This window comes from Sphingomonas psychrotolerans (genome assembly GCF_002796605.1).
Lineage (GTDB): Bacteria > Pseudomonadota > Alphaproteobacteria > Sphingomonadales > Sphingomonadaceae > Sphingomonas > Sphingomonas psychrotolerans.
On record NZ_CP024923.1, the window covers coordinates 1,594,911 to 1,620,762 of the forward strand.

General features: G+C 65.7%; 30 protein-coding genes and 1 other RNA gene. 10 read left to right on the top strand and 21 right to left on the bottom strand.

Translation table 11 applies throughout. The annotated features are described in order from the left end of the window. Window position 1: 1 nt before the first annotated feature. The 4 genes from CVN68_RS07195 to CVN68_RS23100 all read right to left on the bottom strand — a co-directional run bounded on the left by CVN68_RS07195 (window position 2) and on the right by CVN68_RS23100 (window position 3,668). Window positions 2–430 carry a chemotaxis protein CheW gene (locus CVN68_RS07195; RefSeq protein ID WP_100281586.1) on the bottom strand — a complete coding sequence of 143 codons (429 nt, stop codon included), beginning with the start codon at window positions 428–430 and terminating at the stop codon, window positions 2–4. Next, a complete protein-coding gene (locus CVN68_RS07200) occupies window positions 427–2,745 on the bottom strand; it encodes a chemotaxis protein CheA (protein WP_100281587.1) in 2,319 nt (772 codons plus the stop codon). Before CVN68_RS07200 ends, CVN68_RS07195 begins: the two co-directional genes overlap by 4 nt. 56 nt (window positions 2,746–2,801) lie before the next feature. After that, entirely contained in the window at window positions 2,802–3,446 is a 645-nt protein-coding gene (locus tag CVN68_RS07205) for a histidine phosphotransferase family protein (RefSeq protein ID WP_100281588.1), read from the bottom strand. Window positions 3,447–3,521: 75 nt separating this feature from the next. After that, window positions 3,522–3,668 (bottom strand): lmo0937 family membrane protein, encoded by a 147-nt coding sequence (locus tag CVN68_RS23100; RefSeq protein WP_158298777.1) that lies wholly within the window; start codon window positions 3,666–3,668, stop codon window positions 3,522–3,524. A 229-nt stretch (window positions 3,669–3,897) separates the two neighbouring features. Between CVN68_RS23100 and CVN68_RS07210 the strand changes: the two genes are divergently transcribed. After that, window positions 3,898–6,747 (top strand): TonB-dependent receptor domain-containing protein, encoded by a 2,850-nt coding sequence (locus CVN68_RS07210; RefSeq protein ID WP_100281589.1) that lies wholly within the window; start codon window positions 3,898–3,900, stop codon window positions 6,745–6,747. 60 nt (window positions 6,748–6,807) lie between these two features. On the opposite strand, the gene CVN68_RS07215 is transcribed toward CVN68_RS07210, so the two are convergent. Further along, complete coding sequence (locus tag CVN68_RS07215) at window positions 6,808–7,137, bottom strand: M67 family metallopeptidase (protein WP_324871461.1); 330 nt, start codon at window positions 7,135–7,137, stop codon at window positions 6,808–6,810. Between the two features lie 100 nt (window positions 7,138–7,237). Between CVN68_RS07215 and CVN68_RS07220 the strand changes: the two genes are divergently transcribed. From CVN68_RS07220 to mtgA, 3 genes are read left to right on the top strand one after another with little or no spacing between them, the layout of a single operon-like run. Continuing rightward, window positions 7,238–8,191 carry an RluA family pseudouridine synthase gene (locus CVN68_RS07220; RefSeq protein WP_100281591.1) on the top strand — a complete coding sequence of 318 codons (954 nt, stop codon included), beginning with the start codon at window positions 7,238–7,240 and terminating at the stop codon, window positions 8,189–8,191. A gap of 51 nt (window positions 8,192–8,242) precedes the next feature. After that, a complete protein-coding gene (rpoH, locus tag CVN68_RS07225; protein ID WP_100281592.1) occupies window positions 8,243–9,148 on the top strand; it encodes an RNA polymerase sigma factor RpoH in 906 nt (301 codons plus the stop codon). Between the two features lie 47 nt (window positions 9,149–9,195). Then, a complete protein-coding gene (gene mtgA, locus CVN68_RS07230; RefSeq protein ID WP_100281593.1) occupies window positions 9,196–9,975 on the top strand; it encodes a monofunctional biosynthetic peptidoglycan transglycosylase in 780 nt (259 codons plus the stop codon). On the opposite strand, the gene CVN68_RS07235 is transcribed toward mtgA, so the two are convergent. From CVN68_RS07235 to CVN68_RS07280, 10 genes are all read right to left on the bottom strand, one after another. Continuing rightward, window positions 9,976–10,263 (bottom strand): hypothetical protein, encoded by a 288-nt coding sequence (locus tag CVN68_RS07235; RefSeq protein ID WP_100281594.1) that lies wholly within the window; start codon window positions 10,261–10,263, stop codon window positions 9,976–9,978. 69 nt (window positions 10,264–10,332) lie between these two features. Then, on the bottom strand, window positions 10,333–10,656 hold the full coding sequence (locus CVN68_RS07240; RefSeq protein WP_100281595.1) for a YbaB/EbfC family nucleoid-associated protein: 324 nt from the start codon (window positions 10,654–10,656) through the stop codon (window positions 10,333–10,335). After that, on the bottom strand, window positions 10,653–12,275 hold the full coding sequence (locus CVN68_RS07245) for a DNA polymerase III subunit gamma/tau (RefSeq protein WP_100281596.1): 1,623 nt from the start codon (window positions 12,273–12,275) through the stop codon (window positions 10,653–10,655). The genes CVN68_RS07240 and CVN68_RS07245 overlap by 4 nt, the downstream gene beginning before the upstream one ends. A gap of 8 nt (window positions 12,276–12,283) precedes the next feature. After that, window positions 12,284–12,919, bottom strand: coding sequence for a hypothetical protein (locus tag CVN68_RS07250; protein ID WP_100281597.1), 636 nt, complete (start codon window positions 12,917–12,919; stop codon window positions 12,284–12,286). 49 nt (window positions 12,920–12,968) lie between these two features. After that, window positions 12,969–13,066: signal recognition particle sRNA small type (ffs, locus tag CVN68_RS07255), an RNA gene on the bottom strand. Window positions 13,067–13,135: 69 nt separating this feature from the next. After that, a complete protein-coding gene (locus CVN68_RS07260; RefSeq protein WP_100281598.1) occupies window positions 13,136–13,423 on the bottom strand; it encodes a hypothetical protein in 288 nt (95 codons plus the stop codon). Window positions 13,424–13,427: 4 nt separating this feature from the next. Continuing rightward, window positions 13,428–13,919, bottom strand: coding sequence for a low affinity iron permease family protein (locus tag CVN68_RS07265; RefSeq protein ID WP_100281599.1), 492 nt, complete (start codon window positions 13,917–13,919; stop codon window positions 13,428–13,430). 45 nt (window positions 13,920–13,964) lie between these two features. Then, window positions 13,965–14,300 (bottom strand): 2Fe-2S iron-sulfur cluster-binding protein, encoded by a 336-nt coding sequence (locus CVN68_RS07270; RefSeq protein WP_100281600.1) that lies wholly within the window; start codon window positions 14,298–14,300, stop codon window positions 13,965–13,967. Then, window positions 14,297–15,388, bottom strand: a complete 1,092-nt coding sequence (locus tag CVN68_RS07275) for a cysteine desulfurase family protein (protein WP_100281601.1) — start codon at window positions 15,386–15,388, stop codon at window positions 14,297–14,299. Before CVN68_RS07275 ends, CVN68_RS07270 begins: the two co-directional genes overlap by 4 nt. After that, window positions 15,385–16,461 carry a cysteine desulfurase family protein gene (locus tag CVN68_RS07280; RefSeq protein WP_100281602.1) on the bottom strand — a complete coding sequence of 359 codons (1,077 nt, stop codon included), beginning with the start codon at window positions 16,459–16,461 and terminating at the stop codon, window positions 15,385–15,387. Before CVN68_RS07280 ends, CVN68_RS07275 begins: the two co-directional genes overlap by 4 nt. Window positions 16,462–16,553: 92 nt before the next feature. Between CVN68_RS07280 and CVN68_RS07285 the strand changes: the two genes are divergently transcribed. Continuing rightward, window positions 16,554–17,210, top strand: a complete 657-nt coding sequence (locus CVN68_RS07285; protein WP_100281603.1) for an alpha/beta hydrolase — start codon at window positions 16,554–16,556, stop codon at window positions 17,208–17,210. A 134-nt stretch (window positions 17,211–17,344) separates the two neighbouring features. On the opposite strand, the gene CVN68_RS23635 is transcribed toward CVN68_RS07285, so the two are convergent. The 3 genes from CVN68_RS23635 to CVN68_RS07295 are packed head-to-tail and all read right to left on the bottom strand — an operon-like array spanning window position 17,345 to window position 18,659. Next, a complete protein-coding gene (locus CVN68_RS23635) occupies window positions 17,345–17,515 on the bottom strand; it encodes a hypothetical protein (RefSeq protein ID WP_199560231.1) in 171 nt (56 codons plus the stop codon). Continuing rightward, window positions 17,512–17,691: a hypothetical protein gene (locus tag CVN68_RS07290; RefSeq protein WP_100281604.1), complete on the bottom strand. Its 180-nt coding sequence runs from the start codon at window positions 17,689–17,691 to the stop codon at window positions 17,512–17,514. Before CVN68_RS07290 ends, CVN68_RS23635 begins: the two co-directional genes overlap by 4 nt. Next, window positions 17,691–18,659, bottom strand: a complete 969-nt coding sequence (locus CVN68_RS07295) for a threonine ammonia-lyase (protein WP_100281605.1) — start codon at window positions 18,657–18,659, stop codon at window positions 17,691–17,693. The genes CVN68_RS07290 and CVN68_RS07295 overlap by 1 nt, the downstream gene beginning before the upstream one ends. 152 nt (window positions 18,660–18,811) lie before the next feature. On the opposite strand from CVN68_RS07295, the gene CVN68_RS07300 reads away from it, so the two are divergent. Both CVN68_RS07300 and CVN68_RS07305 read left to right on the top strand, forming a co-directional pair. Next, window positions 18,812–20,035: a type III PLP-dependent enzyme gene (locus CVN68_RS07300; RefSeq protein ID WP_100281606.1), complete on the top strand. Its 1,224-nt coding sequence runs from the start codon at window positions 18,812–18,814 to the stop codon at window positions 20,033–20,035. Between the two features lie 172 nt (window positions 20,036–20,207). After that, the gene (locus CVN68_RS07305; protein ID WP_100281607.1) at window positions 20,208–21,287 is read left to right on the top strand and encodes a 1,9-bis(guanidino)-5-aza-nonane synthase; all 1,080 of its coding nucleotides are present in this window, start codon (window positions 20,208–20,210) and stop codon (window positions 21,285–21,287) included. 180 nt (window positions 21,288–21,467) lie between these two features. Here the strand turns inward: CVN68_RS07305 and CVN68_RS07310 are convergent, their stop codons facing one another. After that, the gene (locus CVN68_RS07310; protein ID WP_100281608.1) at window positions 21,468–22,241 is read right to left on the bottom strand and encodes an SDR family oxidoreductase; all 774 of its coding nucleotides are present in this window, start codon (window positions 22,239–22,241) and stop codon (window positions 21,468–21,470) included. A 104-nt stretch (window positions 22,242–22,345) separates the two neighbouring features. On the opposite strand from CVN68_RS07310, the gene CVN68_RS07315 reads away from it, so the two are divergent. The 3 genes from CVN68_RS07315 to CVN68_RS07325 all read left to right on the top strand — a co-directional run bounded on the left by CVN68_RS07315 (window position 22,346) and on the right by CVN68_RS07325 (window position 24,577). Further along, window positions 22,346–22,750, top strand: a complete 405-nt coding sequence (locus CVN68_RS07315; protein ID WP_233503620.1) for a winged helix-turn-helix transcriptional regulator — start codon at window positions 22,346–22,348, stop codon at window positions 22,748–22,750. Window positions 22,751–23,130: 380 nt separating this feature from the next. Continuing rightward, window positions 23,131–24,111: an alpha/beta hydrolase gene (locus CVN68_RS07320; protein WP_100281609.1), complete on the top strand. Its 981-nt coding sequence runs from the start codon at window positions 23,131–23,133 to the stop codon at window positions 24,109–24,111. Between the two features lie 37 nt (window positions 24,112–24,148). After that, on the top strand, window positions 24,149–24,577 hold the full coding sequence (locus CVN68_RS07325) for an MAPEG family protein (RefSeq protein WP_100281610.1): 429 nt from the start codon (window positions 24,149–24,151) through the stop codon (window positions 24,575–24,577). A gap of 13 nt (window positions 24,578–24,590) precedes the next feature. On the opposite strand, the gene CVN68_RS07330 is transcribed toward CVN68_RS07325, so the two are convergent. Further along, window positions 24,591–24,974 (bottom strand): hypothetical protein, encoded by a 384-nt coding sequence (locus tag CVN68_RS07330; protein WP_100281611.1) that lies wholly within the window; start codon window positions 24,972–24,974, stop codon window positions 24,591–24,593. A gap of 9 nt (window positions 24,975–24,983) precedes the next feature. After that, window positions 24,984–25,817: a TIGR02587 family membrane protein gene (locus CVN68_RS07335; protein ID WP_100281612.1), complete on the bottom strand. Its 834-nt coding sequence runs from the start codon at window positions 25,815–25,817 to the stop codon at window positions 24,984–24,986. Window positions 25,818–25,852 lie beyond the last annotated feature (35 nt).

Sequence of the window (25,852 nt, forward strand, 5' to 3'; positions counted from 1 at the left end):
ATCAGTTCAGTGCCGTCGAATAGCCGGGCACAAGGGCCGCCAGATCGATCGCGAGGATCGGCTCGCCGTCGCGCTCGACGATCCCCCGCCCCGCGCGCTGCCAGGCCGTGTCGAGCGCAAAGCCGCCGGCCAGCGGCAGCAGGTCGAAGGGCGCGACGTCGTCGAGCGCATCGACCAGCAGCGCGTAATGATGCCCCTCGACATGCGTGATCACGGCGCGGCGCGCCTCGCTCGAGCTGTCGAGCCCCAATGCGGTGTGGGTGTCGACCACGGTCACCACCCGGCTGCGCAGCGCCGCCAATCCGCGGACATGCTGCGAGGCGAGCGGCACCTGGGTGACCTCACCGATGTCGACCACCGATTCGACCTGGTCGGAATCGATCGCGACGGTACGACCGGCCAGCTGGGCGATGAGATACAAATGGGTCATCGGCTGCCCTTCCCGGCCACACGGGCCTCGAGCGCGGAGAGCAACCCCGCGCGGTCATAGCGATAGACGCTGTCGTCGCCCGCGCCGGCCGCCACGCGGCGGTTGCGCAGCCGCACCACCGGCGCCTTCGGAGCCATCTCGACGGGCGCCTCGTCGGCCGAGAGAACCACCGCAGGCGTCTCGCCGGCCGAAAGCTGCGTCGCGACGCGGTAGCCCGCGGTCTCGAGCAGCGGCCGCACGAACGATGCCATCCAGCCGTCTTTGTCGCCCGCGATCAGACAGAGCGGCGCGTGCGCCTCGCTTTCGCGATCGGCATGCTCGTCGAACACCCATAGGATATCGAGCAATTCGACTTGCTCGCCGTCGATCAGCGCGACTCCCGCGATCGGTCCCGGCGCGCGGGCGGGGACCAGTTCCTCGGGAAGCGTGATGATGTCGAGCGCCTCGTCGATCGCATAGCTGACTTCGTTCGCCCCGTCCTTCAGGCGCAGCACGTTGAGCCTGCTGCGCCCCGTGATATCGCCCTGCGCGGCAAGCGGCAGGATGCGTCCGTCGATCGTCACCCGATAGCGGCCCGCGGCGAAGCGCACGCTGTCGCCGTCGACCTGCTCGACCCGGTCGACCGCCACCAGCGGCACGGCGCGGCGTGCGCCATCGAGATCGATGAACAACAGCGCCGGAATGCCGGTTTCCGCGTCGGCCGCTTCCTCTTCCTCCACGACCTGATCGTCGCGGCTGAAATCAAGCCCCGCGACATTGGCGATCCCGGCACAGTCGAGCAACAGCATCGGCAGACCCGAATCGGGCAAGGTCTGCCCGGCATAGACCCCGGTCGACATCACCGCCGGCGATGCCGGCTTGATCACCAGTTCCTCGTTGTCGAGAACCATGTCGGCGGCGAGCGCATAGCTGCCTTCGCCGATATTGACGATCGAGATCATCCGCGGACCGTTATGCGCGGCACGGGCCAGGCCGAGCACTTCGCACAGGTTGAGCAACGGCATCCGCCGCCCGCGTACGCTGAGCACTTGCGCGCCACCGATCGTGTCGATCCGGACGGCGTCGCCATGGTCGGTGACGATCTCCTCGATCGCCTGGCGCGAGATCGCGAAGCGCTGCCCGCCGGCGCCGACGACGATCGCCGAGATGATCGACAGGGTCAGCGGCACATGGATCGCCAGCCGCAGCCCCTTGCCCGGAACGCTGTCGAGGTCGACTCGCCCGCCGATCTGCTCGATCGAGGCGCGGACGATGTCCATCCCCACCCCGCGGCCCGAGACTTCGCTGACCACGTCCTTGCTCGACAGGCCGGCCTCGAAGACCAGATCGAGCTTCGCCCGCTCGGACAATGTGCGCAGCTTCGCCTCGTCGCGGCCGTTGGCCACGAGCTTGCGGATCAATTTTTCGGTGTCGATCCCGCGCCCGTCGTCGGTGATCTCGATGATGATCTGGTTGCCCGACTGGCGCGCCGAGACGACCAGCCGGCCATTTTCACGCTTGCCCGCCGCGCGGCGCTCGACCGGCGATTCGATCCCGTGGTCGATCGAATTGCGGATGATGTGGACCAAAGGGTCGCGCATCATCTCGATCATTTCGCGGTCGAGCTCGACGTCCGAACCCTCGACGTGGAGCGACACCGATTTGCCGAGCCCGGCCGCGGTATCGCGCACCATCCGCGGCAACGCCGAGAACAAGGCGTCGACCTTCTGCATGCGAGTGCGGGTGACGGTGTCGCGCATCTCGCCGACGGTGAGCGACAGCCGTTCGAGCGCCGCCTCGATCGTCGGATCGATGTCGCCACCGCGCAGCCGCCGCGCCAGTTCGTTGCGCGCCAGCACCATGTCGGACATCCCCGACATCATCCGGTCGAGCAGATCCACGTTCAAACGCACGCTGCGCGCCGGCGCGCGCTGGAGCCCAGGCACATTCGCCTGCGCGACTTCCTCGGCACCCTCGGCCAGCGCCGCGATCAGCAGTTCGTCGCCTTGATCGGGCAGACTCGCCCCCGAATCGATCGCCTCGACCAGTTCGCCGATCCGGTCGACGATCGCGAGAACCGCGTTGACCAAGAGCCGGTCCGGGCTGCGCGCGCCCTCGCGGACCTGCGCCAGCACATCCTCGGCGGCATGGCTCAGCCGGCCGAGCCGCGGCAGATCGAGAAAGCCGCAGCTGCCTTTGACGGTATGGACGAAGCGGAAGATCGCATCGAGCCGCGCCCGATCGTCGGGCTGCGCTTCCCACGCGACGATCTCGCCCGAGAGCGCCTCGAGCGTCTCGCGCGTCTCGGCGATGAATTCCTGAATCAGGTCGTCCATGGGGCCCCGGAGCAAATTGCGGGGCCGTTCTGCGCGCGCGGTGGTTAAAAGGGCGTTTAGCTGACCCGGAAGCTCGCGCCGAACAGCAGCACGCCTGAATCCGGCGGCGAAACCTGCAGCGTCCCCTCGCCCTGCGCCACCAGCGCATGCGCGAGGAAAGCCGCCGCGGCGCGCGGCGTGACCGGCATGTCTTCCTGCCCGCCCGCCAAGGCAGCGCGCAGCTCGGAATCGAGCACGATCCGCGGCCCGTCGGCGCGCACCACGATCTCGATCGAGCCATCGACGATCTCGGCGCCGATATCGAGCTGGCCGCCACGTATCAACGCGTCGCCGCCGATCAGCGCAAGGTTGAGCAACACCTTGATCGCATGCTTGGGCAGCACCGGATCCTCGACCATCCAGCCGATCTTGACCCGGTGATTGTCGCCGAACAGCCCTTCGAGCGCCGCCTGCGCCTCGCGCGTGTCCACGGTCTCGCCAAAGCCTCCTGCCGCGCCGAAAGCGAGACGGAAGAACTTCAGCTTGTTGGCGCTCGCCTTGGCGCTTTCGCTGAGCAGTTCGAGGCACCGCGCGCGCATCTCGGGGTCATGCTCGTCGGCAAGCAGCTCCAGCCCGTTGTTGAGCGCGCCAACCGGGCTCAACAGGTCGTGGCAAAGCCTTGAACATAATAGGCTCGCGAAATCGGTCGGGCTGATGTTCAAAGATGTGGCTCCGGTTACCCCAGCGCCTCTTTGGCGCAGCCGCGAGGCCGCTGCAAGCTGCGCCCTGCCCCGTAGCTAAACGACGCGGCGGCCCGAGAAGAGCTGGATCAGCCCGACGATGATAGCGACGACCAGTAGAATGTGGATCAGTCCGCTGCCGATATGGAAAGCGAAGCCGAGCAGCCACAGGATGATCAGGATAACGGCGATAGTCCAGAGCATCACAAGCACTCCCTTTGTTATGGAACGCAAACGTGGCGCAGGGGCGAAACGTTCCGTGTGCCTCCTCGTCTTCGGCGCTCCAGATCTTTGTAACTCCAAAGCCACACCGCCGCCGGGATCGTGCGCACCGCTCGCCGTCCCCATTGCGCAAGCGCCGCACGTTTGTTTCTCTACTGTTACATAAAACGAAAAGAGGATGTCGCGGCCGGCCCCAATGGAGGATCGATCAATGCGAGAATTCACTTTGTGGAAGAATGTCGGTGTAGCGACAGCGGCGCTCGCCGCGGCTTTGGCCGCGATGCCGGCGCAAGCCCAGTCGGAGCCGGAAACCGACCGGCAAACCGCCACCGAAGACATTGTCGTCACCGGATCGCGCATCCGGCGGAACCCGCTGGATCAGGATAAGCCCGTGGTCACGGTCGACGAAGCGTCGATCGCCCGCACCGGCCTCAGCTCGATCGCCGACGTCCTCCAGCGCCTGCCCAGTGCCGGCGGCGGGCTCAACACCAAGGTCAACAACGCCGGCAATATCGGCGGCCCGCCCGACGGCACCGGCGTCAGCTCGGGATCAGCGGAAATTGACCTGCGCTATCTCGCCGCAAAGCGCACGCTCGTGCTGGTCGACGGACTGCGCTACGTCAACGGTTCGGCGGCGGGCGGCATTCCCGCCTCGGTCGATCTCAACGCGCTGCCGACCAGCATGATCGAGCGTGTCGAAGTGCTCCAGTCGGGCGCGTCGCCGCTCTACGGCACCGACGCGGTCGCCGGGGTGGTCAACATCATCACCAAGCAGAAGCAGGTCGGGCTGCGCGCCTCGGCGCAGTTCGGCACGTTCCGCGAGGGCGACGGGCATACCCAGAATTACGAAGCGAGCTATGGCATCCAGTCGCCCGATACAGGGAGTTCGCTGGTGTTCGGTGGCTATTACACCAGGCAGGAAGGCGTCAGCACCGCCGACCGATCGATCTCCTTATTCCCGACGCCGGGCGCAACCAGTTGCGCCGCAGGCGGCTGCTCCAGCGCGACGCCGAACGGGCGCTATGACGTACTCGGCCAAAGCCTGACCCTGCGCGCGCCGGTTATCGGGCGGCGGCCGGTGCTGGCCGATTACCGCAATTATTCGTCTGCCACCGACTCGTTCAATTTCGCACCGCTCAATTATCTGCTGACTCCGTCGGAGCGTTACGGCGCGTTCGTCAACTTCAAGCAGGAGCTGAGCGACAACGTAAATTTACGCACCAGGCTGGTCGCCAACCATCGCCATTCGCAAACCCGGGCGGCGTTCCTGCCGCTGTTCGTCGGGCCCGATGCCGGCAACGGCAATCTGCTCGACACCATTTCGATCGACGCGACCAATCCGTATAATCCGTTCGGGGTGACCTTGTCGTCGGGTGCCGACGGCACACCGGCCAATTATTCGACGGTGCGCCGGCGCTTCGTCGAAGGGGGGCAGCGCGTGTTCACTCAGGATGTCGACACGCTGTCGGCGACGGTGACGCTCGACGGCTCGTTCGCTGTGGGCAGCCGCAATTGGTATTGGGACATCAACGGCGTCTACGGGATCAACGACGCACACCAGGTGTTCACCGGCAACCTCAATGCCGCAAACCTCGCCCGCGCGCTCGGGCCGGTGGCGAACTGCACCGGAGCGTGCGTGCCGTTCAACATCTTCGGCGGCGCCGGTTCGATCACTCAGCCGATGCTCGATTACGTGACCTTCGACGAACGGGACAAGAGCAGCCAGCGGCTGTGGGACTTCACGGCCAACCTTTCGGGCGAACTGTTCGACTTGCCGGGCGGCCCGATCGGCGTCGCGGTCGGCTATGAGCATCGCGACCAGCATGCGAGCTACGATCCGGATCCGCTGATCGTCGCGGGGCTCGGCGCCGACGTGCCGACCAGCCCGGCGCGCGGCGGGTTCAACGTCGACGAATGGTATGGCGAGGTCCGCCTGCCGATCCTCGCCAACACCGGATTCTTCCACTTGCTCGAACTCGACGGCGCCGCGCGCCACTCGAATTATTCGTCGTTCGGCAGCAACACCACCTTCACTGTCTCCGGGCTGTGGAAGCCGGTGCCCGACTTGCTGTTCCGCGGCGGCTATGCCGAGAGCCTGCGCGCGCCGAGCATCGGCGAGCTCTATGCCGGGCCGTCGCGCTTCGACGCGACGATCGACGATCCATGCACCAGCGCGCCGGGCGGCTCGTTCCAGACCAATGCGACGGTGCGCGCCAATTGCATCGCCAACGGGGTTCCGGCGAATGGCAGCTATGCCGAGCCGACCGGCGGCCAGCTCGGGGTGTTCTCGCAGGGCAACACCACGCTCAAGCCCGAGACCGCGGAGACCTGGACCGCCGGTGGCGTCTACAGCCCGAGCTGGGCGACCGGCAGCTTCGCCAGTGCGCTGAGCCTCGAAGTCAATTGGTACAGCATCAAGCTGACCAACGCGATCGACTCGGTGCCGGCGACGCTCACCCTGTCGCGCTGCGCCTTCAGCGCCGATCCAGTGAGCTGCGCGGCGATCCGCCGCACGGCCAACGGCCAGGTCGCGTCAATCAACGCGCGGCTGCTCAACCTCAATGCGATCGAGACTTCGGGAATCGACTGGACGGTCAATTTCCGCTCGACCGAGTTCGCCGGCGGAACGGTCGGGCTCGCGGTCAATGCGGCGCATCTGATCAAGTACAATATCGTGCCGCCGTCGGACCTCAACGCGCCGACACAGGAATATGCCGGGACGGAGCGCGGCAGCCCCGATCAGGCCTACCCCAAGTTCAAGCTCAACGGCACGATCGACTGGTCGACACCGGCGTACGGGATTTCGTTCACCGGGCGCTACATCAACGGCATCGATGAGCGTGACGGGGTGCACCGGATGGGCAGCGTGTTCTATGGCGACGTCCAGCTCTATCTGTCGCCGGGCTGGATGGATCACCGGCTGCGGCTCACTGCCGGGGTGAACAACATCTTCGATCGCGATCCGCCGCAATGCTTCACGTGCGACAGCGCGAATTACGACCCGACGACGTACGACACTCCCGGGCAGTTCGGCTATCTGCGCCTTTCCTACGGCTTCTGAGGCCGAACGAAACGAATAAGGGTCCGGCTGGTTACAGCCGGGCCCTTATTCGTGATGCCCTTATTCGTGATGTAGGTCGATCGCCACTGCATCGAACCGCCCATGCACCGCGCCGGCCTCCTCCGCTTGCCACAGCGTCACTGCCTCGCCCGCCACGATCAGCCACAGCTTGCCGTCCGGTGCCGCCATCGCCGCATCGGTCGCGGAAGGCGTCGCATCACCGCTCGGATGCGAATGCCAGTAACCCACGATCCGCGGCCCGCCCGCCCGCTCGGCCCGCAGCGCCGCGAACAGCGCCGCCGGATCGATCTCGAAGCGCGTTGTCGGGTCTTCGGCCACATTCTCAACCGCTTGCATCGCGGTGATCGCCTCGGCGCTACCGAACAGCAATCCGCACGCCTCGCGCGGTGCCAGATCGGCGGAAATCTGCCGTGTACCGATCAGTACAGATCTTGAAACGCGTATCGCCATTCCCATCTAGGCGTACAGAATGGAACGGGGGGTTACTACACTTGAAGCGCGGATTGCGGAGGCCGCGCATGGCTGGCGGCTCGACCGTGCGCTTGCCGACGCGATTCCGACGCTTTCGCGCGAACGGCTGAAAGCGCTGATCGCGAGCGGCGCGGTGACCGGCCCCGACGGCCTTGCCCGCGATCCCGCAAAAAAGGCGCCCGGCGGCGCATTGTTCAGCATTGCGGTGCCCGATCCCACCCCGGCGCACAATGAAGCGCAGGACATCGCGCTCAACGTAGCGTTCGAAGACGAGCATCTGATCGTGATCGACAAGCCCGCGGGTCTCGTCGTCCATCCCGCCGCGGGCAATCTCGACGGCACTCTGGTCAACGCGTTGCTCCACCATTGCGCCGGGCAGCTCTCGGGGATCGGCGGCGTCGCCCGGCCGGGTATCGTCCACCGGATCGACAAGGACACGTCGGGGCTGATGATTGCTGCCAAGACCGATCGCGCACATGTCGGACTCGCCGCGCAATTCAAGGCGCATTCGATCGACAGGCGCTATCGCGCAATCGTCGCCGGGAAAGTGTCAACTTCGGCGGGTACAGTGTGCGCGTCGCTGGGGCGATCGTCCACGAACCGCAAGAAAATGGCAGTCGTCCGCGAAGGTTCGGGAAAGCACGCAGTCACGCATTGGAGTCAACTTCGTCAACTTCGCGATGCCACCCTGGTCGAATGCCGTCTCGAAACCGGGCGCACACATCAGGTCCGCGTGCACATGGCATCGATCGGCCATCCTCTGCTCGGCGATCCGGTCTATGGCAGCACGCGGCCGGTGCATCGTGCACTTTTGGCAACCTTGAATTTCCGGCGACAGGCCTTGCATGCGGCGCATCTCGGGTTCATTCACCCCGTGAAAAGCCACGCTTTGGCATTCGATAGCGAAATACCTGCGGATATGCAGGAACTGTTCAATAAGCTCATCGTATGATTTTCGTGGCGCTGACCTTGCGGTACTGCGCCCAGTGAAGGGAGATTGATCATGGCAAATGGCAGCAACGTCCCCGCGACGATTCCTGCGCTCGGCGGAGAGGCGAGCCTCAACCGCTATCTGTCCGAGATCAAGAAGTTTCCGATCCTCGCGCCCGAGCAGGAATATATGCTCGCCAAGCGCTTCGAGGAGCATGGCGACCCCGATGCGGCGGCGCAGCTGGTCACCTCGCATCTGCGACTCGTGGCCAAGATCGCCATGGGCTATCGCGGCTATGGCCTGCCCGTCTCTGAGCTGATTTCGGAGGGCAATATCGGCCTGATGCAGGGCGTGAAGAAGTTCGAGGCCGATCGCGGCTTCCGCCTGGCGACCTACGCCATGTGGTGGATTCGCGCCTCGATCCAGGAGTTCATTCTGCGCAGCTGGTCGCTCGTCAAGATGGGCACCACCGCGGCGCAGAAGAAGTTATTCTTCAATCTCAGGCGGATGAAGGCAAAACTCGATGCGTTCGAGGATGGCGATCTGTCTCCCGAGCATCTCGCCAAGATCGCCACCGATCTGGGCGTGACCGAGGAAGAAGTCACTTCGATGAACCGCCGCATGGCGATGGGCGGAGACACTTCGCTCAACGTGCCGATGCGCGAGGATGGCGACGGCCAGTGGCAGGATTGGCTGCAGGACGACAGCCAGCTTCAGGACGAAGCGGTTGCCGAGGCGCAGGAGGCCGACGTCCGCCACGAGATGCTCGTGGATGCGATGGAAGATCTCAACGAGCGTGAGAAGCACATCCTCACCGAGCGCCGCCTGACCGACGATCCCAAGACGCTCGAGGAGCTCTCGCAGGTCTACGGCGTGTCGCGCGAGCGCGTCCGCCAGATCGAGGTCCGCGCCTTCGAGAAGCTGCAAAAGGCGATGATGCGCCTCGCCGGCGAGAAGCGCCTCCTCGCAGCCTATTGACGACGAAGCGGTTGCGTTGATCCTTTCGTGCCGCCAATCGTCGCTCTATGGGCGATGAACGTCATGATCCGATCCGGGAAACGGCGCCGCAGGTAACGACGCGCATCGACGCGCCCGAACCCGCGCCGCCGCGCCCGCGCAAATCGCTCAGGCGCCGCGTGCTGGGCTGGATCGTCACAGTAATCCTGGCCTTCTTCCTTGGCTCGCTGCTCTGGGTCGCTGCCTTGCGGTTCATCAATCCGCCGATCACCTTCACGATGATCGGCGACGTGATCGGCGGCCACGGGGTCAGCAAGCACTGGATGAGCCTCGACCGCATCGACCCGAGCATGGCCCGCGCTGCGATCGCCGCGGAGGATTCGCGCTTCTGCCAGCACAACGGCTTCGACTATAAAGCCATCGCCGCCGCCGCCGCCCGCAACGCCACCGGCAAAAAGCGGATCCGCGGCGGCTCGACGATCAGCCAGCAGACCGCGAAGAACGTCTTCCTGTGGCAGGGTGGCGGCTATTTTCGCAAAGGCCTCGAGGCGTATTTCACGCTGCTCATCGAGAATATCTGGAGCAAGCGGCGGATCATGGAGGTCTATCTCAACGTCGCCGAGACCGGGATCGGCACCTACGGAGTCAACGCCGGCGCGATGCGCTATTTCAAGCACGACGCCTCGCGCCTCAGCCAGCGCGAAGCCGCCTTGATCGCCGCAGTGCTGCCGCTGCCAAAAAAACGCGCCGCGATCGACCCTCGGGGCTTCACGCGGCGCTACGGCAATTCGATCAATCGACGGATCACCGTCGTGCGCGGAGACGGGCTCGACGCCTGCCTGCGCTGATTATTCGACCTTCTTGGCGGCATCCTTCGCGGCGCCGCCGACGTCCTTCGCCGCATCGCCGACGCTCTTCGCGGCATCGGTCACAGCATCGGTCTTGATATTCTCGCGGCTGTTCTGGTTGACCAGATACAGCGCGCCGACCACGACGAGGATCAGCACCGCAAGCCCGATCAGCAGGCCCGCGCCGCTGCCGCGCCGCTCGACGACCACCGTGCTGGGTCCGCTATCGGTTTCGGTAACCCGCTCGGCAGTCACACCGTCGGTTCGCTCTACGATTCGATCGGCCATCACACTCTCTCCCTCGTTACGTGACCGCACGAACCGAGAGACCAGACCGATTGTTCCGTTTGCGACCGATCAGAAGGGCAATTTGAAACCCGGCGGCAGCGGCAAGCCGCTGCTCATCTTGGACATTTCCGTGGCAGACGCCGCATCGGCCTTGGCACGCGCATCGTTGAACGCCGCCGCGACCAGATCCTCGAGCATGCCCTTTTCGGACGGTGCGAGCAGCGATTCGTCGATGTCGACGCCGATGATCCGGCCCTTGGCGCTCGCCCTTACCTTGACCAGCCCGCCGCCCGACGCACCCTCGACTTCGATCGTGTCCAGCGTCGCCTGCGCCTTGGTGAGCTCGGCCTGGACGTTCTGCGCCATGGCCATGATGTCTTCGAGGCTCTTCATGCCTGATTACTCCGTGAATTTGTCCAGCCGATCAGCTCGGCATCGGGAAAGGCTTCGATCGCAGCGGCGACCACTGGCGAGGCCAGCACCGCGTCGCGCTCGGCTGCCTCGCTCGCCGCCTGCTGCTCGCGTAGCGTGAGAGCGCCCGCCTCCTCAACGCATTTGAGTCGCCAATTGACCCCGGTCGATTCGCGCAGCGCAGCGCCGAGTTCCTTGATGAAGTCGTGCGGCAGCTCGCGAGCAGCCCCGAACTCGAATTCGGAGCCGTCGAACCGCACCGGCCGCAGATAGTCCCGCACTTGCTGCGCCAGCTGGAAACGCTTGTTGGTCTCGAGATGGGTGACCAGCTCGGCCATGCTGGCCGGCGTCGCCGGTTCGGCGGGCGTGCTCGCCGGCGCAGCAGCAGCCGACACACTCACGCTGCCGTTCGCCAGCTGGCGCGCCAGCTCGCCCGGATCGGGCAGTTGCGAGGCGTGGATCACCCGCAGCAGCGCCATTTCGCACGCCTCGATCGGCAGCGCCGCCTTGGCGACTTCATCATGCCCGCGCAGCAGCAATTGCCACAGCCGATGCAGCGCCGGGAAGGAGAGACCGGCCGCCCAATCCTCCAGCGCCTTCATTTCCTCAGCCGATTGCCCGGAGGTCGCATCGCTGCCGAGCTTCGCCAGGGTCACGCCGTGGACGGTCTCGAGCAAGGTACGCAGCACCGCCTGCGGATCGACGCCGAGATCATATTGCCCCCGGAGCGCCGCCAGCGCCCCCAGCGCGTCACCGGCGAGCAACAGCCCGAACAGCGAACGGATCGCCCCCCGGTCGGACAGGCCGAGCATCTGGCGCACAGCCTCGGCGCGCACTCCGCCGCCTTCCAGCCCTGCATGCGCAATCGCCTGATCGAGGATCGAGAGACCGTCGCGCGCCGATCCCTCGGCCGCGCGTGCGATCGATGCCAGCGCCTCGGGCTCTGCCTCGACTCCTTCGGCCGCGGACACCCGCGCGAAATGCCCCGCGAGCATCTCCGCCGGGATCCGCCGCAGATCGAACCGCTGGCAGCGCGACAGCACCGTCACCGGCACCTTGTTCACTTCGGTCGTGGCGAACAGGAACTTCACATGCGCCGGCGGCTCCTCGAGCGTCTTGAGCAGGCCGTTGAACGCGGCCTTGGACAGCATATGAACTTCGTCGATGATGTAGATCTTGTAGCGCGCCGAGACCGCCGAATAACGCGACGCCTCGATGATCTCACGAATGTCATCGATGCCGGTATGCGACGCCGCGTCCATCTCGATCACATCGATATGGCGCCCCTCGGCGATCGCGCGGCACGGTTCGCACACCCCGCACGGATCGATCGTCGGACCACCCTGCCCGTCCGGGCCGATGCAATTGAGCGCCTTGGCGATCAGCCGCGCGGTCGAGGTCTTGCCGACCCCGCGTACCCCGGTGAGCAGAAAGGCATGCGCCAGCCGGTCGCGCTTGATCGCGTTGCCCAAAGTCTGGACCATCGCATCCTGCCCGATCAGCTCGGAAAAGGTCTGCGGCCGGTATTTGCGCGCAAGCACGCGATACGCCTCCTGCCTGGGCTGGGGCGGTTCGTCGAGGCCAAGGAGGGAATCGGACATTATGCGAACTATCTAGGCGCGCCGACGGCCTTTGTCGAAGCCGCGCGTGCGGCTTCGCCGTTCGGGCCGAACGAATTACCCCACTCGGAATTGGGCAAGGCATTGGTCGCGACGAGCAGATATTGTAGCAGCAGGATTACGAGCAAAAAGATGTTCGCGCGGCGCGACCGAACGAAGAGCAACAGCAACAGCGGAGTCCAGTACATCCCCTGCCACACGAAGAACCACACGTCGTCGCGCGCCGGAAGCTGAATCGAAAGCTGGAGCAACAGTCCGGGAATATTCGCGAGAATGACGCCCCCGATCACCAGCCCCTTCTGCTTGAAATAATAGTCGTCGAGCACGGGCCAAGCACCTTCGCGGCGCGGAAATACGCTGGCCGCGGCGAAGAAGTAAGCAAGCGCGACGATCAGCCCACCGAGCACCGTCGGCCAGTCGATGCGGATCAGGTCGCGCACCGACCAGATCCATAGCCAGTAACTGGCGAGGTCGAGCAGCACGAACGCTGCGAGCATCGGCGTCAGTACGCCGAGCTTTACGGTGTCGCGCGCGACGACCGCATCGGTGAACTTGCGGGCGATCTCGGCCAATGTCAGGCCGAGCAGCAGCCCGAACACAATGAAGAAGAATTCGAACTCGCTCATGCCGACCCCCGCTGAGGATGTGGCAGATTCAGCGCGTTTCGAAAAGCGAGGAGGTGGGAGCCGGAACGACCCGACACGAAATCGTTACGGCTGCTTCCTTCCGGATCTGACCGGGTTGGCGACGGCATCGTCCGCCCGACTCCCGCGGCGCATATGGGCGATGTGTGGTCGCGAGGCAAGGGCGGGAGCGCCCGATTGGGCGCTCCCGCCGGAACGTCAGCGGTAGTAGCGCACCTTACGGCAGACGCGGACCCGGTGACCGCCTCGCCATTTGCGCGTGCAGACGGTCCGCGTATGGGCGCGGCGATGCGAACGGCGAACAGTACGGCGCTCGGTGCGCCGTTCGGTGCGTTCCCACCGCCGCCCGTCCTGCGGAAGCGCAGTGGCGCTCGCGGCAAAGGCTGCGGCGGTGATGGTGGCAGGCGCCGCAACCGTCGTCGCAGACGCGGCGGGCACCGCCAGCACCGCCGCGGCGGCGGCGGCGATAAGCGTCAGAATCTTCATGGCCTTACTCTCCCGATGCGGGGATCGATCCCCGCGTCCGCTGCAATCCCGAAACAGCGGCATTGGTTCCGCCCCGGCTCAATGCGCCCGCCCTTCGGGATCGGTGGTGAGCGCTTTCTTTCTTTCCGCGCCGCTGCGCCAGTTCCTCCTCGGCCTTGTCGCCGGTGAGACGCAGCGCCTCGAGTTCGGCCTCGCTCTTGCTTTCGATTCCCATGACTTCGTCGCGGGCGCCCTTGATCGCGTGGATCAGTTCATCAATCTTGAAATGCAGCGCGGCCTCGTGCCGTTTCTGCTGGTTGAGCACCATCTGGGTTAGCGTGATCGCCAGCACCGACAGCACCGCGGTCGCATCCCGACCCAGCGGCAGCGTGAACCAGGCGAGGCAGAACAATACGAGCCCGATCTGCGCTATCGGATGCCCGGCAAGGTTAGCGCCAGCGTCGGAGATACGGCCGCCGATCACGTAGAAGGCTTGGCGGATCGTCTGCTTCGGCATCGTGCTCAAACGACACCGCGTCCACGCCGTTCCAACCTGGGTTAATCAGCGCCCCTGCATGTCGCGGTGCTCGGAAGGCATTCGCACGGTGATCCCGTCCAGCGCTGCGTCGAGCACGATCTGGCAGGCGAGTCGGCTGGTCCGCGTCGCGCCGACCGCGAGGTCGAGCATGTCTTCTTCCTCTTCGCTCGCGCGCGGCAGGCGGGCGAAATCCTCGGCATCGACGATGACATGGCAGGTGGAGCAGGACATCTGCCCCTCGCACGTGCCCTCCAGCGGCTGGCCGGCATTCTGTGCGACCTCGAGCAGTATCGCACCTTCGGCGACCTCCACGTCGCGCGTCTCGCGCTGGTCGGCGCCGACGAAGCGGACCCGGATCACGCCGCCACCTTCTGGGCGCGCGCTGCGGTATCGATGCGCCCGAGCGCCTCGATCAGCGCTTCCTCGCTGGTGTAGCGCCCGAAGCCGACCCGGATGCTCGCGCGCGCCTCGGCGTCGCTCAGTCCGATCGCGCGCAGCACATGGCTCGGCCGGCCCGATCCGCTCGCGCACGCCGAGCCTGCTGAAAAGGCGATGTCACGCAGGTCCGACATCAGCCGCGCGACATCGAGCCCGGCGCGGCGCAGGTTGAGATTGCCGTGGTAACGCTCGCCCTGCGAGCCGTTGAGCGTCCAGTCCGCGCCGACATGCGCCAGCGCGGCACGGAACAGCTGCTCGCCATGGGCGTGGTCGGCCCCGAAGCGTTGCTTGGCCAGCCGCGCCGCCGCGCCGAAGCCCGCGCACAAAGCCGGCGACAGCGTCCCCGATCGCCCGCCCGGCTCCTGTCCGCCGCCGTGGAGCAGCGGCTCGAGTGTCACTCCGTCGCGGATCCACAAGGCGCCGACGCCCTTGGGCCCATGGATCTTGTGCGCCGATACCGCGACGAGGTCGCAGCTCTCCGGAATCAGCACGCGCCCATAGCCTTGCACCGCGTCGCACAGGAACAGCGCACCCGCCGCCCTGGCCAGCTCGGCCAATTGCTCGATCGGCTGAACCACGCCGATCTCGTTGTTGACCAGCATCGCGGCGACCAGTCCGGTTCCCGTTCCGATCGCCGCCCGCGCCGCCGCGAGATCGACTAGGCCATCGCTGCCCACCGGCAATACCGTCACCTCGCGCCCCTTGCGCGCCTCGGCCGTCACGGTGTCGAGCACCGCCGCATGCTCGGTCACGAGGGTAACGATTGCGCCGGTGCTGCCCTTGATTGCCCAGTTGAGAGCCTCGGTCGCGCCGCTGGTGAAGCTCACGCGGCCGCCCTCGGGCATCAGCCCCGCGATCTCATCGCGCGCCACTTCCACCACTGCCTTTGCCGCTCGCCCCGCCGCATGGGCGGAGTGCGGATTGGCATGCTGGCTTTCGAGCCAGGGCAGCATCGCGGCGAGCGCTTCCGACGCGAGCGGCGTGGTCGCCTGATAATCGAGATAGGTCATGCCGCGCGCGCCCGCGCTTCATCGGCAATCCCGCGCCAGACCTCGGCGAAGCGGTGCACCTCCGCCTCGGTCGTGGTCCGCCCGAAACTCACCCGCACCACCTCGCGCAGTTCGGGCTCGTGCCAGCCCATCGCGGCCAGCACATGGCTTGGCCGCAGGCTCCCCGACGAGCAGGCGCTGCCGGCGGAAACCGAAATCCCGCCCAGATCGAACCGAATCAGCTGCGCCGCCGACGAGACGCCCGGCATGCGATACGCCCCGATCGTCGGGCTGCGCGGACTGCCCTCGCCGACCACTTCGCCCCCGGCACTGCGAATCGCCGCCTCCAGGCCGCCGCGCAGCTGCGTCACCCGCGTCAGATCCTCAGGCTCGCCAACCGCCACCGCATAGCCGAGCGCGCCCGGAAGATTCTCGGTCCCCGCACGATACCCCTTCTCCTGCCCGCCCATCGGCAGCAGCACGCCGAAATCGCGCACCAGCAGCGCGCCGATCCCCGGCGGCCCGCCGCGCTTGTGCGCGGAGATCGCGACCAGATCGGCATGACGCAGCACCGCCTCGTCCGCCCGCGCCGGCATCTGCGCGGCGTCAACGAGCAGAATGCCGCCCGCCGCGTGGACGATCGCGGCGATCGCCGCGATCGGCTGGCGCACGCCGGTCTCGCTATTCGCCCATTGCACGCAGAGCAGGGCGCGGCCCTCGCCCTCCAGCGCGCCGCGCAACGCATCGAGATCAAGGATCCCGTCGCGAGTCACTGGCAGCACCTTCGCCCCCTCGGAATGCCGCAGCACCGAATCGTGCTCCACCGCAGTGATCAGCCTCCGCTCCGCCATCGACCGCACGAGCGCGAGATGCAGCGATTCGCTCGCCCCCGAGGTCAGCACCAGCGCGTGCGCCCAGCCATAAGCGGCGGCGATCCGCGCTCGCGCGCCCTCCAGCGCCGCCCGCGCCGCGCGCCCCTCGGCATGTGGCGAAGACGGATTAGCCCAGCGCGCCATGCCCTCGATCACGGCGGCCATGGCGGCCTCCGTCATCGGCGTCGTCGCGGCGTGATCCAGATAGATACGGTCGGCCAAGTTCGTTCCAATTGCGCAAGGGCAGGCGCTGCCTATATAGCGCCCAATTCCCCGCGCTACACTGCGCGCCCCCTTTTCAAGGCAGGCTTACATTGCCCGAAGTCATCTTTCCCGGTCCCGAAGGCCGCCTCGAAGGGCGTTTCGCCCCCGCTCCCAAGCCGCGCGCGCCCGTCGCGATGATCCTTCATCCGCATCCCAATGCGGGTGGCACGATGAACAACCGCATCGTCCAGGAGCTCTACAAGACCTTCCAGCGCCGCGGCTTCGCCACCCTGCGCTTCAATTTCCGCGGCGTCGGCAAGAGCCAGGGCACGTTCGACAACGGCATCGGCGAGCTCTCGGACGCCGCCTCGGCGCTCGATTGGGTGCAGAGCTTCCACCCCGAAGCCTCGACCACGTGGATCGCCGGAGTCAGCTTCGGCGCGTGGATCGGCATGCAGCTGCTGATGCGGCGCCCCGAGATCCGCGGCTTCATCTCGGTCGCGCCCCCGGCGAACATGTATGATTTCAGCTTCCTCGCGCCCTGCCCCTCCTCGGGCATCATCATCCAGGGCGAGAGCGACGAAGTCGCGACTCCGGTCGCGACCCAAAAGCTGGTCGACAAATTGCGCACCCAGAAGCACATCACGATCCACCACGACACGATCCCTGGCGCGAATCATTTCTTCCAGGACGAAATGGAGCAGCTGATGGGCTCGGTGGACAGCTATCTCGATATGCGGCTCGACCCCAACTCACCGATTCGCTGAGGCCCGATACCGACGCCCTTTACCGTCACCCCGGCCTTGGGCCGGGGTCCACCGGCCGGCGAGGGAGACCATCAAGTTTCACGGTATCGAGGGTGGCACAGTGGACGCCGGCGCCAGGCCGGGGTGATGTTTCGTCACACGCTCCAGATCAGCAGATTCCCGAGCAATACCAGCGCGCAGATCCCCATCAGCAGGCCTTTCTGCCGCTCGCCGCCGCGCCAGGTCCGCACCCCGCCCCATACGAGCGCGAACATCGCCACCACTGCGATGCTGAGCAGCAACGGATTGAGCGCCGGATCCGTCATCGCACGATCAGCCAGATCAGCAGAACGATGGCCAGCCCCACGCCGACAAAGCCCGCAATCACCTTCGGTTCGCCGCGATAGATCAGCCGGAGGAAATACCACAGGAACAGCCCGACCCCGCGCGTCGCCACGCTGAGTACGTTGGCGATCACCACGCCGAATTGCGTCTCCTTCATCAATCCCTCGATCCCAGCACCGCCGCATAGGCGTCCGGATCGGCATTGCCGCCTGAGAGGATCACGAGCAATCCCGGCGTCACTTCGACCTTGCCGGCAAGCAATGCCGCGAGCGCAGCTGAACCGCCCGGCTCCAGCACCAGCCGCAGCGTCGCCGCGGCCCAGCGCTGGGCATCTCGTATCTCGCGCTCGCTCACTGCGATCCCCTTGGCGTCGCGCCGGCTGAGTACGTCGAAGGTCAGTTGCGAGACTTCCTTCGTCTGCAACGCGTCGCAGGCGGTGGGCGGCGGATTGTCGCCCACCGGCTCGATCCATCCGGCCTCGAGACTGCGTCGCATATCGTCCCAGCCCTCGGGCTCGACCAAGGTGATCTCGGCCTCGGGCAGCGCGAGCGCCAGCCCCGCCGCGAGCCCGCCGCCCCCGCACGGCACGACTACATTCGTCGGATCGGGGAGCTTCATCTCGATCATCTGGGTCATCGCCTCGATCCCGGCGCTGCCCTGCCCCTCGATGATCCACGGATCGTCAAAGCTCGGCACCAGGGCCGCGCCCCGCGCGTGGGCGAGGTGCGCGGCGATCTTCTCGCGGCTTTCGGCCGCGCGGTCGTATTTCACTACCTCGGCGCCCATCGCCAGCGTCGCGTCGAGCTTCACTCTCGGTGCGTCGGACGGCATCACGACCACCGCGGGGATGCCGAGCTTCCTCGCCGCCCAGGCGATTCCCTGCGCATGATTCCCCGACGAGAAGGCAACGACGCCGCGCTCCCGCGCCGCCGCGTCGAGCGCAGTGAGCCGATGCCACGCGCCGCGGATCTTGAATGCGCCGATCGGCTGCAGTGATTCCGCCTTGAAACACACCGGCACTCCGCGAATTTCCACTGTCAGCAGAGGGGTTTGCGGCAAAATTGCTGCGATCTTCGCCGCAGCGTCTCGTACCCCTGCCCGGGTAGGCTGTCGCACAATCGTCACACTTCACCCCCGCTGTACATTTCCGGATATCGAATCGCTTTACATGGGGGGACCTCGTCCCTAAATGCCGCCTTCCGCTGCCCCATGGGACTTCCAACCGCAAGGCAGCTTTTGGTCAATGTTTGCCGCGAGGCATTTGGAGGTCCCTTGAATTGCACAAGCATCATAGCGCGCTGGGGTTAGCGTCTCCCCGTTCGACCGTAGTTCGCGGTATCGACATTGTCGCCCAGCGTCCGGTTCAACCGGTAACGCTGACTCGTCCGCACGCCGCATCGCGCGCCGCCCGCTTCTTCGTCGAGAAGTTTCCGGGTCGCTCGATGTATGCCGTGAAAGCCAATCCCTCGCCGGATCTGCTGCAGATCCTGTGGGATAGCGGCGTAACGCATTACGATGTCGCCTCGATCGCCGAGGTTCGCCTCGTCGCGTCGACGCTGCCGGGCGCCACGCTCTGCTTCATGCACCCGGTCAAGGCCGAGGAAGCGATTGCAGAGGCGTATTTCACCCATGGCGTCCGCGTCTTCAGCCTCGACAGCATCGAAGAGCTCGACAAGATCGTCGTCGCCACCAAGGGCGCCGAGGATTTGACGCTTTGCGTGCGCCTTCGCGTCTCGTCGGACCATTCGAAGCTCAGCCTCGCCTCCAAATTCGGCGCGGGTCCCGGCGAGTCGAAGGAATTGCTGATGGCCGCCCGTCAGGTCGCCGATGCCTTGGGCATCTGCTTCCATGTCGGCAGCCAAGCGATGTCGCCCGAAGCCTATGCCAATGCGATGGAGCGCGTTCGCGCGGCGATCGTCGAGGCGGCGGTCACCGTCGACGTGATCGACGTCGGCGGCGGGTTCCCGTCGTCCTATCCCGGCATGGAGCCGCCGCCGCTCGAGCGCTATTTCGCGACGATCCACCGCGCGTTCGAATCGCTGCCGGTCAGCTATTCGTCGGAGCTGTGGTGCGAGCCCGGCCGTGCGCTGTGCGCCGAGTACAGCTCGCTGATCGTCCGCGTCGAAAAGCGCCGCGGTTCGGAGCTGTACATCAACGACGGCGCTTATGGCGCGCTGTTCGATGCGGCGCATGTTGGCTGGCGTTTCCCGGTGAATCTGCTGCGCGAGCCCGATTCGAACGCCCGCGATATGGAGTTCAGCTTCTACGGCCCGACCTGCGACGATCTCGATCACATGGCAGGCCCGTTCCTGCTTCCCGCCGACATCCGTGCCGGCGACTATATAGAGATCGGCATGCTCGGCGCCTATGGCTCAGCGATGCGGACCGCGTTCAACGGCTTCGGATCGGACCAGACGGTGATCGTCGGCGATGAACCGATGGTGTCGCTCTACACCGAGGTTGAAGAACCTGCCGTGGCGAACAACGTCGTCAAGCTGTAACGGCTGAACGCTAGTCACCTTCGCTCCCCTCCCGCTTGCGGGAGGGGTGGGGGAGGGCTTGAAAATCGGGAGGGACAGCCCCTCCCCTCGCCCCTCCCGCAAGCAGGAGGGGAACGCACGGGTTTCCGCGTCCCCTTCAACGACAGCGGTTCTTGTGAAGATTGAGAGACTCATGACCGACACCCTGACCAAGACCGCGGCGGCCAACCCGCCGATCAACGACACCCGCAAGGCCGAGCTGCTCTCGAAGCAGGTCAAGCATATCGACATCACCAGCTTCGACGCTCGCCCGATCGTCGATGCGATGGCCGATATGAGCTTCACCAGCCGCGACCTCGGCCGCGCGACCAACATCTACAACCAGATGCTGGCCGACAAGGATTGCACGATCTTCCTCGTGATCGCCGGCTCGACCTCGGCGGGCGGCTGCATGGATCTCTATGCCGAGCTGGTGCGCAACAACATGGTCGACGGCATCGTCGCGACCGGCGCGACCATCGTCGACATGGATTTCTTCGAGGGCCTCGGCCACAAGCATTATCAGGCGCTCGAAATCCCCGACGACGACACCCTGCGCTCGCTCTACATCGATCGCATCTACGACACCTATATCGACGAAACGGATCTCCAGAACGTCGACCACACGATCTTCGAGATCGCGGAATCGCTCGAGCCGAAAGCCTATTCGAGCCGCGCGTTCATCCGCGAAATGGGCAAGTATCTCGTCGAGCACGGCAAGAAGGACAACAGCCTCGTCAAGCTCGCCTACGAGCATGACGTGCCGATCTTCTGCCCGGCGTTCATCGACAGCTCGGCAGGCTTCGGCCTCGTCAAGCACCAGGTCGATGCCGCCAAGGAAGGCCGCCCGTATCTGATGATCGACGCGGTCGCGGATTTCCGCGAGCTCACCGAGATCAAGATCGCCGCGGGCACCACCGGCTTGCTGATGATCGGCGGCGGCGTCCCCAAGAACTTCATCCAGGACACCGTCGTCTGCGCCGAGATTCTCGGCCACGAGGACGTCGCCGTACACAAATATGCGGTCCAGATCACTGTCGCCGACGTCCGCGACGGCGCCTGCTCGTCCTCGACGCTGCAGGAGGCCGCGTCGTGGGGCAAGGTCAACACCGGCATCGAGCAGATGGTCTTCGCCGAAGCCGGCTCGGTGATGCCGCTCCTCGCCTCCGACGCCTACCATCGCGGCCACTGGAAGGACCGTGCCAAGCGCGGTTGGGCGAAGCTGTTCGCCTGATCCGCTTCAAAGCGTGAAAAGCGAAACGGCGGCGGGAACGATCCCGCCGCCGTTTTCACATCTACTCGTCACCCGGCCTTGTGCCAAGGTCCACCGCGCGACTGGAGAGCCGCTTGCGCCTCTCGCTGCTGGCCCGCGGACGAGTGGCCCCCGGCACAAGGCCGGGGTGACGAAGATTGATCAGGCCTCCTGTCCCTCGCGCGCCTTGCGAGCCATCTCGCCCATCTGCGCCAGAGCCGTATCGAAGCGCCCCTCGCGCTCGGCGAAACGCAGCCCCTTCACCCGCTCGACCAGGATCTCGCCCGGCGTCGGCTGCTGCCCTAACAGCGCCATCACTTCGTCGATGAATTCGTCGAGCGGCTGATAGCCTGGACGGCTCTCCTGCCCCGGCGTCAGCCCGGTCTGGACCGCCGGCGGGGCCAGCTCGATCACTTCGACCTTGCCCTTCAGCGCCTCGCGCAGCGACACGGTATAGCTGTGGATCGCGGCCTTGGTCGCGTTGTAGGTCGGCGTATCGACCAACGGCACGAAGGCAAGGCCCGACGTCACGTTGACGATCGCCGCATCCCCCCGCGCGGCGAGGTGCTCGATCAACGCATTGGTCAGCCGGATCGGCCCAAGCAGATTGGTGGTGATCGTCGCCTCGGCATCGGCAAGGTCGCGCCGCGTATCCAGCGCCTCGAAACGCATGATCCCGGCATTGTTGATCAGCACGTTGAGCGAAGGATGCTCGGCGATCACGCGCAGGGCGAAATCCTCGATCGCCTCGGCGCTTTCCACGTCGAGCGTCATCGCGAACATACCTTCGCGGCCCCCGATCACGGCGTCGAGCGCCTCCCGCCGCCGCCCGGCGACGATCACGCGATTGCCCTGCGCGTGGAAGCGCTGCGCAAGCGCCGCGCCGATACCCGAACCGCCGCCGGAAATGAGAATGGTGTTGCCGCTCGTCTTCATCGCGATTTCTCCTTCGATGGGTTGCTGCAGCTAATCTAGAGCCTTACTCTCCACTCGTAAGAAGGCACCGAAAAGATTTATACGCACCTTTTGGAGAGTGTATCTTGGCCAAGCCAATCCTCCCGCCGACGCGCGGAAAGCCATGGCCCGAAGCCGATCCGCGGGTCGACGCCCTCGTCAACGACGTGATCGGCCGCGTCGCCGACAAATGGACGATGCTGATCCTCGAGGAACTCGCGGGGCACGAGCATCTACGCTTCACCCAGGTCGGGAGGCTGGTGCCCGGGATCAGCCAGAAGATGCTCACCCAGACGCTGCGCCAGATGGAACGCGATGGGCTGGTCGATCGAACTGTCCACCCGGTAATCCCGCCGCGAGTCGATTATCGCCTGACCGATCTCGGCACGAGCCTCGCCGCCGCCTTTTGCGGTGTGTGGCAATGGGCCGAGGCAAATCTCGGGCGGATCGAAAGCGCCCGCGGCGCCTTCGACGGACGCGCAACGCCCTAGATCGTATCGACTTCCAGGCTTCTTATCGTCATCCGGACTCGTTCCGGGTCCACCGCGCCGCAAGCTTGGGTTAGGCGCCTCTATCACATCGCTCAGACGCTTGGTGGACCCTGGAACAAGTCCGGGGTGACGGTGAGGTACGGCAACCCAACCTCAAGTCGTTGGCCGCCGCCGCGTAACGTGGCTGTCCTACAAGGCTTGAACTCGCTATGTTCACCGCATGTTTGACGGGTTTGTAGGAAATCGAATCCCCTCTCTGGCGACATAAAGTTTCCCGCAGACGAAACAAATTGCACATCCACCGTGCAAACAGTGAAAATTGACCGCGCGAATCCAACAGGGTTGCAGGATAAGCGCCAGACTGAATTGGGGAGGATGCCATGCCGATCGATCGCCGCACCTTGATTGGCGGTGCCATGGGCCTCACCCTCGCTACGGCGGCCAAAGCGCAAAACGCGCCCACTCCCTATGTCCTCGGCACCGGCACCGCGGCATGGCCGCCGCGCGAGCATTTCAAGCTCTGGCCGGGCACGCCCCCCGGTGCGCCCTCGCCGCTTCCCACCAACAATTTCACAGTCAACGGCAGCTTCCGCGAGCTGTGGCTGCGCGGCGTCTCCGAGCCGATGGTCGGAGTCTATCGTCCGGCCAAACCCGATGGCCGCGCCGTGCTTTCGATCCCCGGCGGCGGCTATGGCTTCATCTCGGTCGAGAATGAGGGCGTCGACGTCGCCAAAGCGCTGACCCCGCACGGGATCACCGTCTTCGTCCTCGCCTATCGCCTGCCCGGCGAAGGCTGGGCCAATCGCGCCGACGTGCCACTGCAGGACGCGCAGCGCGCGATGCGGCTGATCCGCGCGCAGGCCGACAAATTCGGCGTGGATCCAGCGAAGCTCGGCATATGCGGCTTCTCGGCCGGCGGCCATCTCGGCGCGTCGCTCGCGGTCGGGCACGCCGATCCGGTCTATGCCCCGGTCGATCCCGCCGACCGTCAAAGTGCCCGCCCCGATTTCGCCGGATTGGTGTATCCGGTGGTGTCGTTCAACACCGCGGGTCTCAACAGCCGTTCCGCCGGCATGTTGCTCGGCGACAGCCAGGACCCCGTGCTCCTCGCGCGCTACGCCGCCAGCGACCGGATCACCGCCGATACCCCGCCGATCTTCCTCGTCCACGCCATCGACGACGGCACGGTGCCGGTTGCACAGAGCCTGCTGACGATCGAGAAGTGCCGCGCTGCGAATGTCCCGGTGGAAGCGCATATCCTCGAAAAGGGCGGCCACGGCTTCGGCGCGCTCCATTTGCCCGCCGACTCCCCCGGGCGCCTGTGGACCGATGTCTTCGCCCGCTGGACCGCAAGGCGCTGATTCCCTAGCTGGCGGCACAATCGGAGGGGACCCCGAAATGCACAGCCAGATTCTCGCGCCCGTGGTGGCGCTCGTCGCCTGGTCGCTCGTTATGCTCGTCTGGATGATGGCGATCCGCTTGCCCGCGCTCAAAAAGGCCGGGATCGACATGTCGAAGGCGCGCGGCGGGCGCCCCGGCATCCTCGACGGCATGGTCGAGGAACGCGCGCAGTGGCCGGCGCACAATTACATCCATCTGATGGAACAGCCGACATTGTTCTACGCGATCGCCCTCGCCCTCGCGCTGCTCGGCGCCGGCGACGGGATCAATGCGTGGATCGCCTGGGGCTATGTCGCGCTGCGCGTGCTCCACAGCCTCGTCCAGGCGACTTTCAACAAGGTGGCGGTCCGCTTTGGCCTGTTCGTTCTGTCGACGCTCGCGCTGGTGGCGCTGACCCTGCATGCGGGCATCGTGCTGCTGCACTGATGCCGAGATCGGCTCAGGGCGTCTGGAACCCCAGCGCCCTGAGTTCGAGCTTCTGCCCGCGCGGGTCTTGCCGAAAAAACAGCCCGCCCTTCGTGTTGGCATTGCCCGCGACGTAATCGAGTGTCGCGCTGCTGGTCTCTGCCCCGAGCTGCCCCTCGACCTCCACCGCCGCCGCAGTGCCGCTCGCCTGGTTGATTACTTCGAACTCCACCACGAAGCCGGTGGCGTTGGGAACGATGCGAGTGGCGCGCACCTCCAGCACGGGAAGCTGGGTGGCCTCGGCCGTCAGCGCCTCGCGGCCGATGACAGCGCCGACGAACAGGATCGCCAGCAGCCCCAGCCCCGCCGCGATCCATTCGAGCGCCGACGTCGAAGGCGTCTTCTTGTCCGATGCCATCCCCGTCTCCTAAACCACCAGCCGCGCAATCGCGGCGCCGATCGCCGCCGGGAACCCCAGCACCACCACCGTCCCCGCGACGGTGGCGAGCGCAGCGCCGTCCACCCGGCCGAAGGTCCACAACACATACAGGCTCACTGTCAGTGCGATCGCATAGCCGGGCACGGTGAACAGCAGGAAGCGCCGCACGATTCCGAAACCTTCGGGCTCTTCCTGCCCCGCGAAGCCCACTGCGAACACGAGGATATGGAGCAAAGCCAATGATGCCAGCATCAGCATCAGGCTGTGCCCGGGCGTCATCTTGTAGGAGATCAGAATCATCTCCTCGGTCGGCGCGACGTTGAACGCAAGGAACAGTGCGCCCGCCAGCATCAGGAACAGCTGACCGGGATACCCCGCCGATCGCGCCGCTTTCTCTTCATTCCCGTCTTCCTCGGGGTCGCCCGCGGTGAGCTGCTTGCGGGCGATCATCGCGCCGAAGCTCGCGGGCACCGCCTGAATCGCAACCATCCCCACCAGCTCGTCGAACGCCACCGCCATCGAAAGCAGTCCGAACAGCCAAAGGATCGCCCCCGCCGCGAGCGTGCCCACGGTATAGGCGGCCAGCGCGTCGAGCACGTCCTCGCGCATATTGGCGGTGCGCTCGAACCCGCCGAAACGCGACAGGAAGACCAGCACCACGAAATTGGCCGCGATAAACAACAACAGCCGCAGCGGATGGACAGAGGTGCCGATCGACCACATCTCCATCGTCATCAGCAACGGCAGCGCGAAGATGATCGCGCCGCCGAACGCCCGCGCGAGGCTATAGGCATAATCGTAATTGGGGCGGGGCTTCGTCATCTGGCCTCACTCTTCCACGCCGGGGCTCCGGCTGC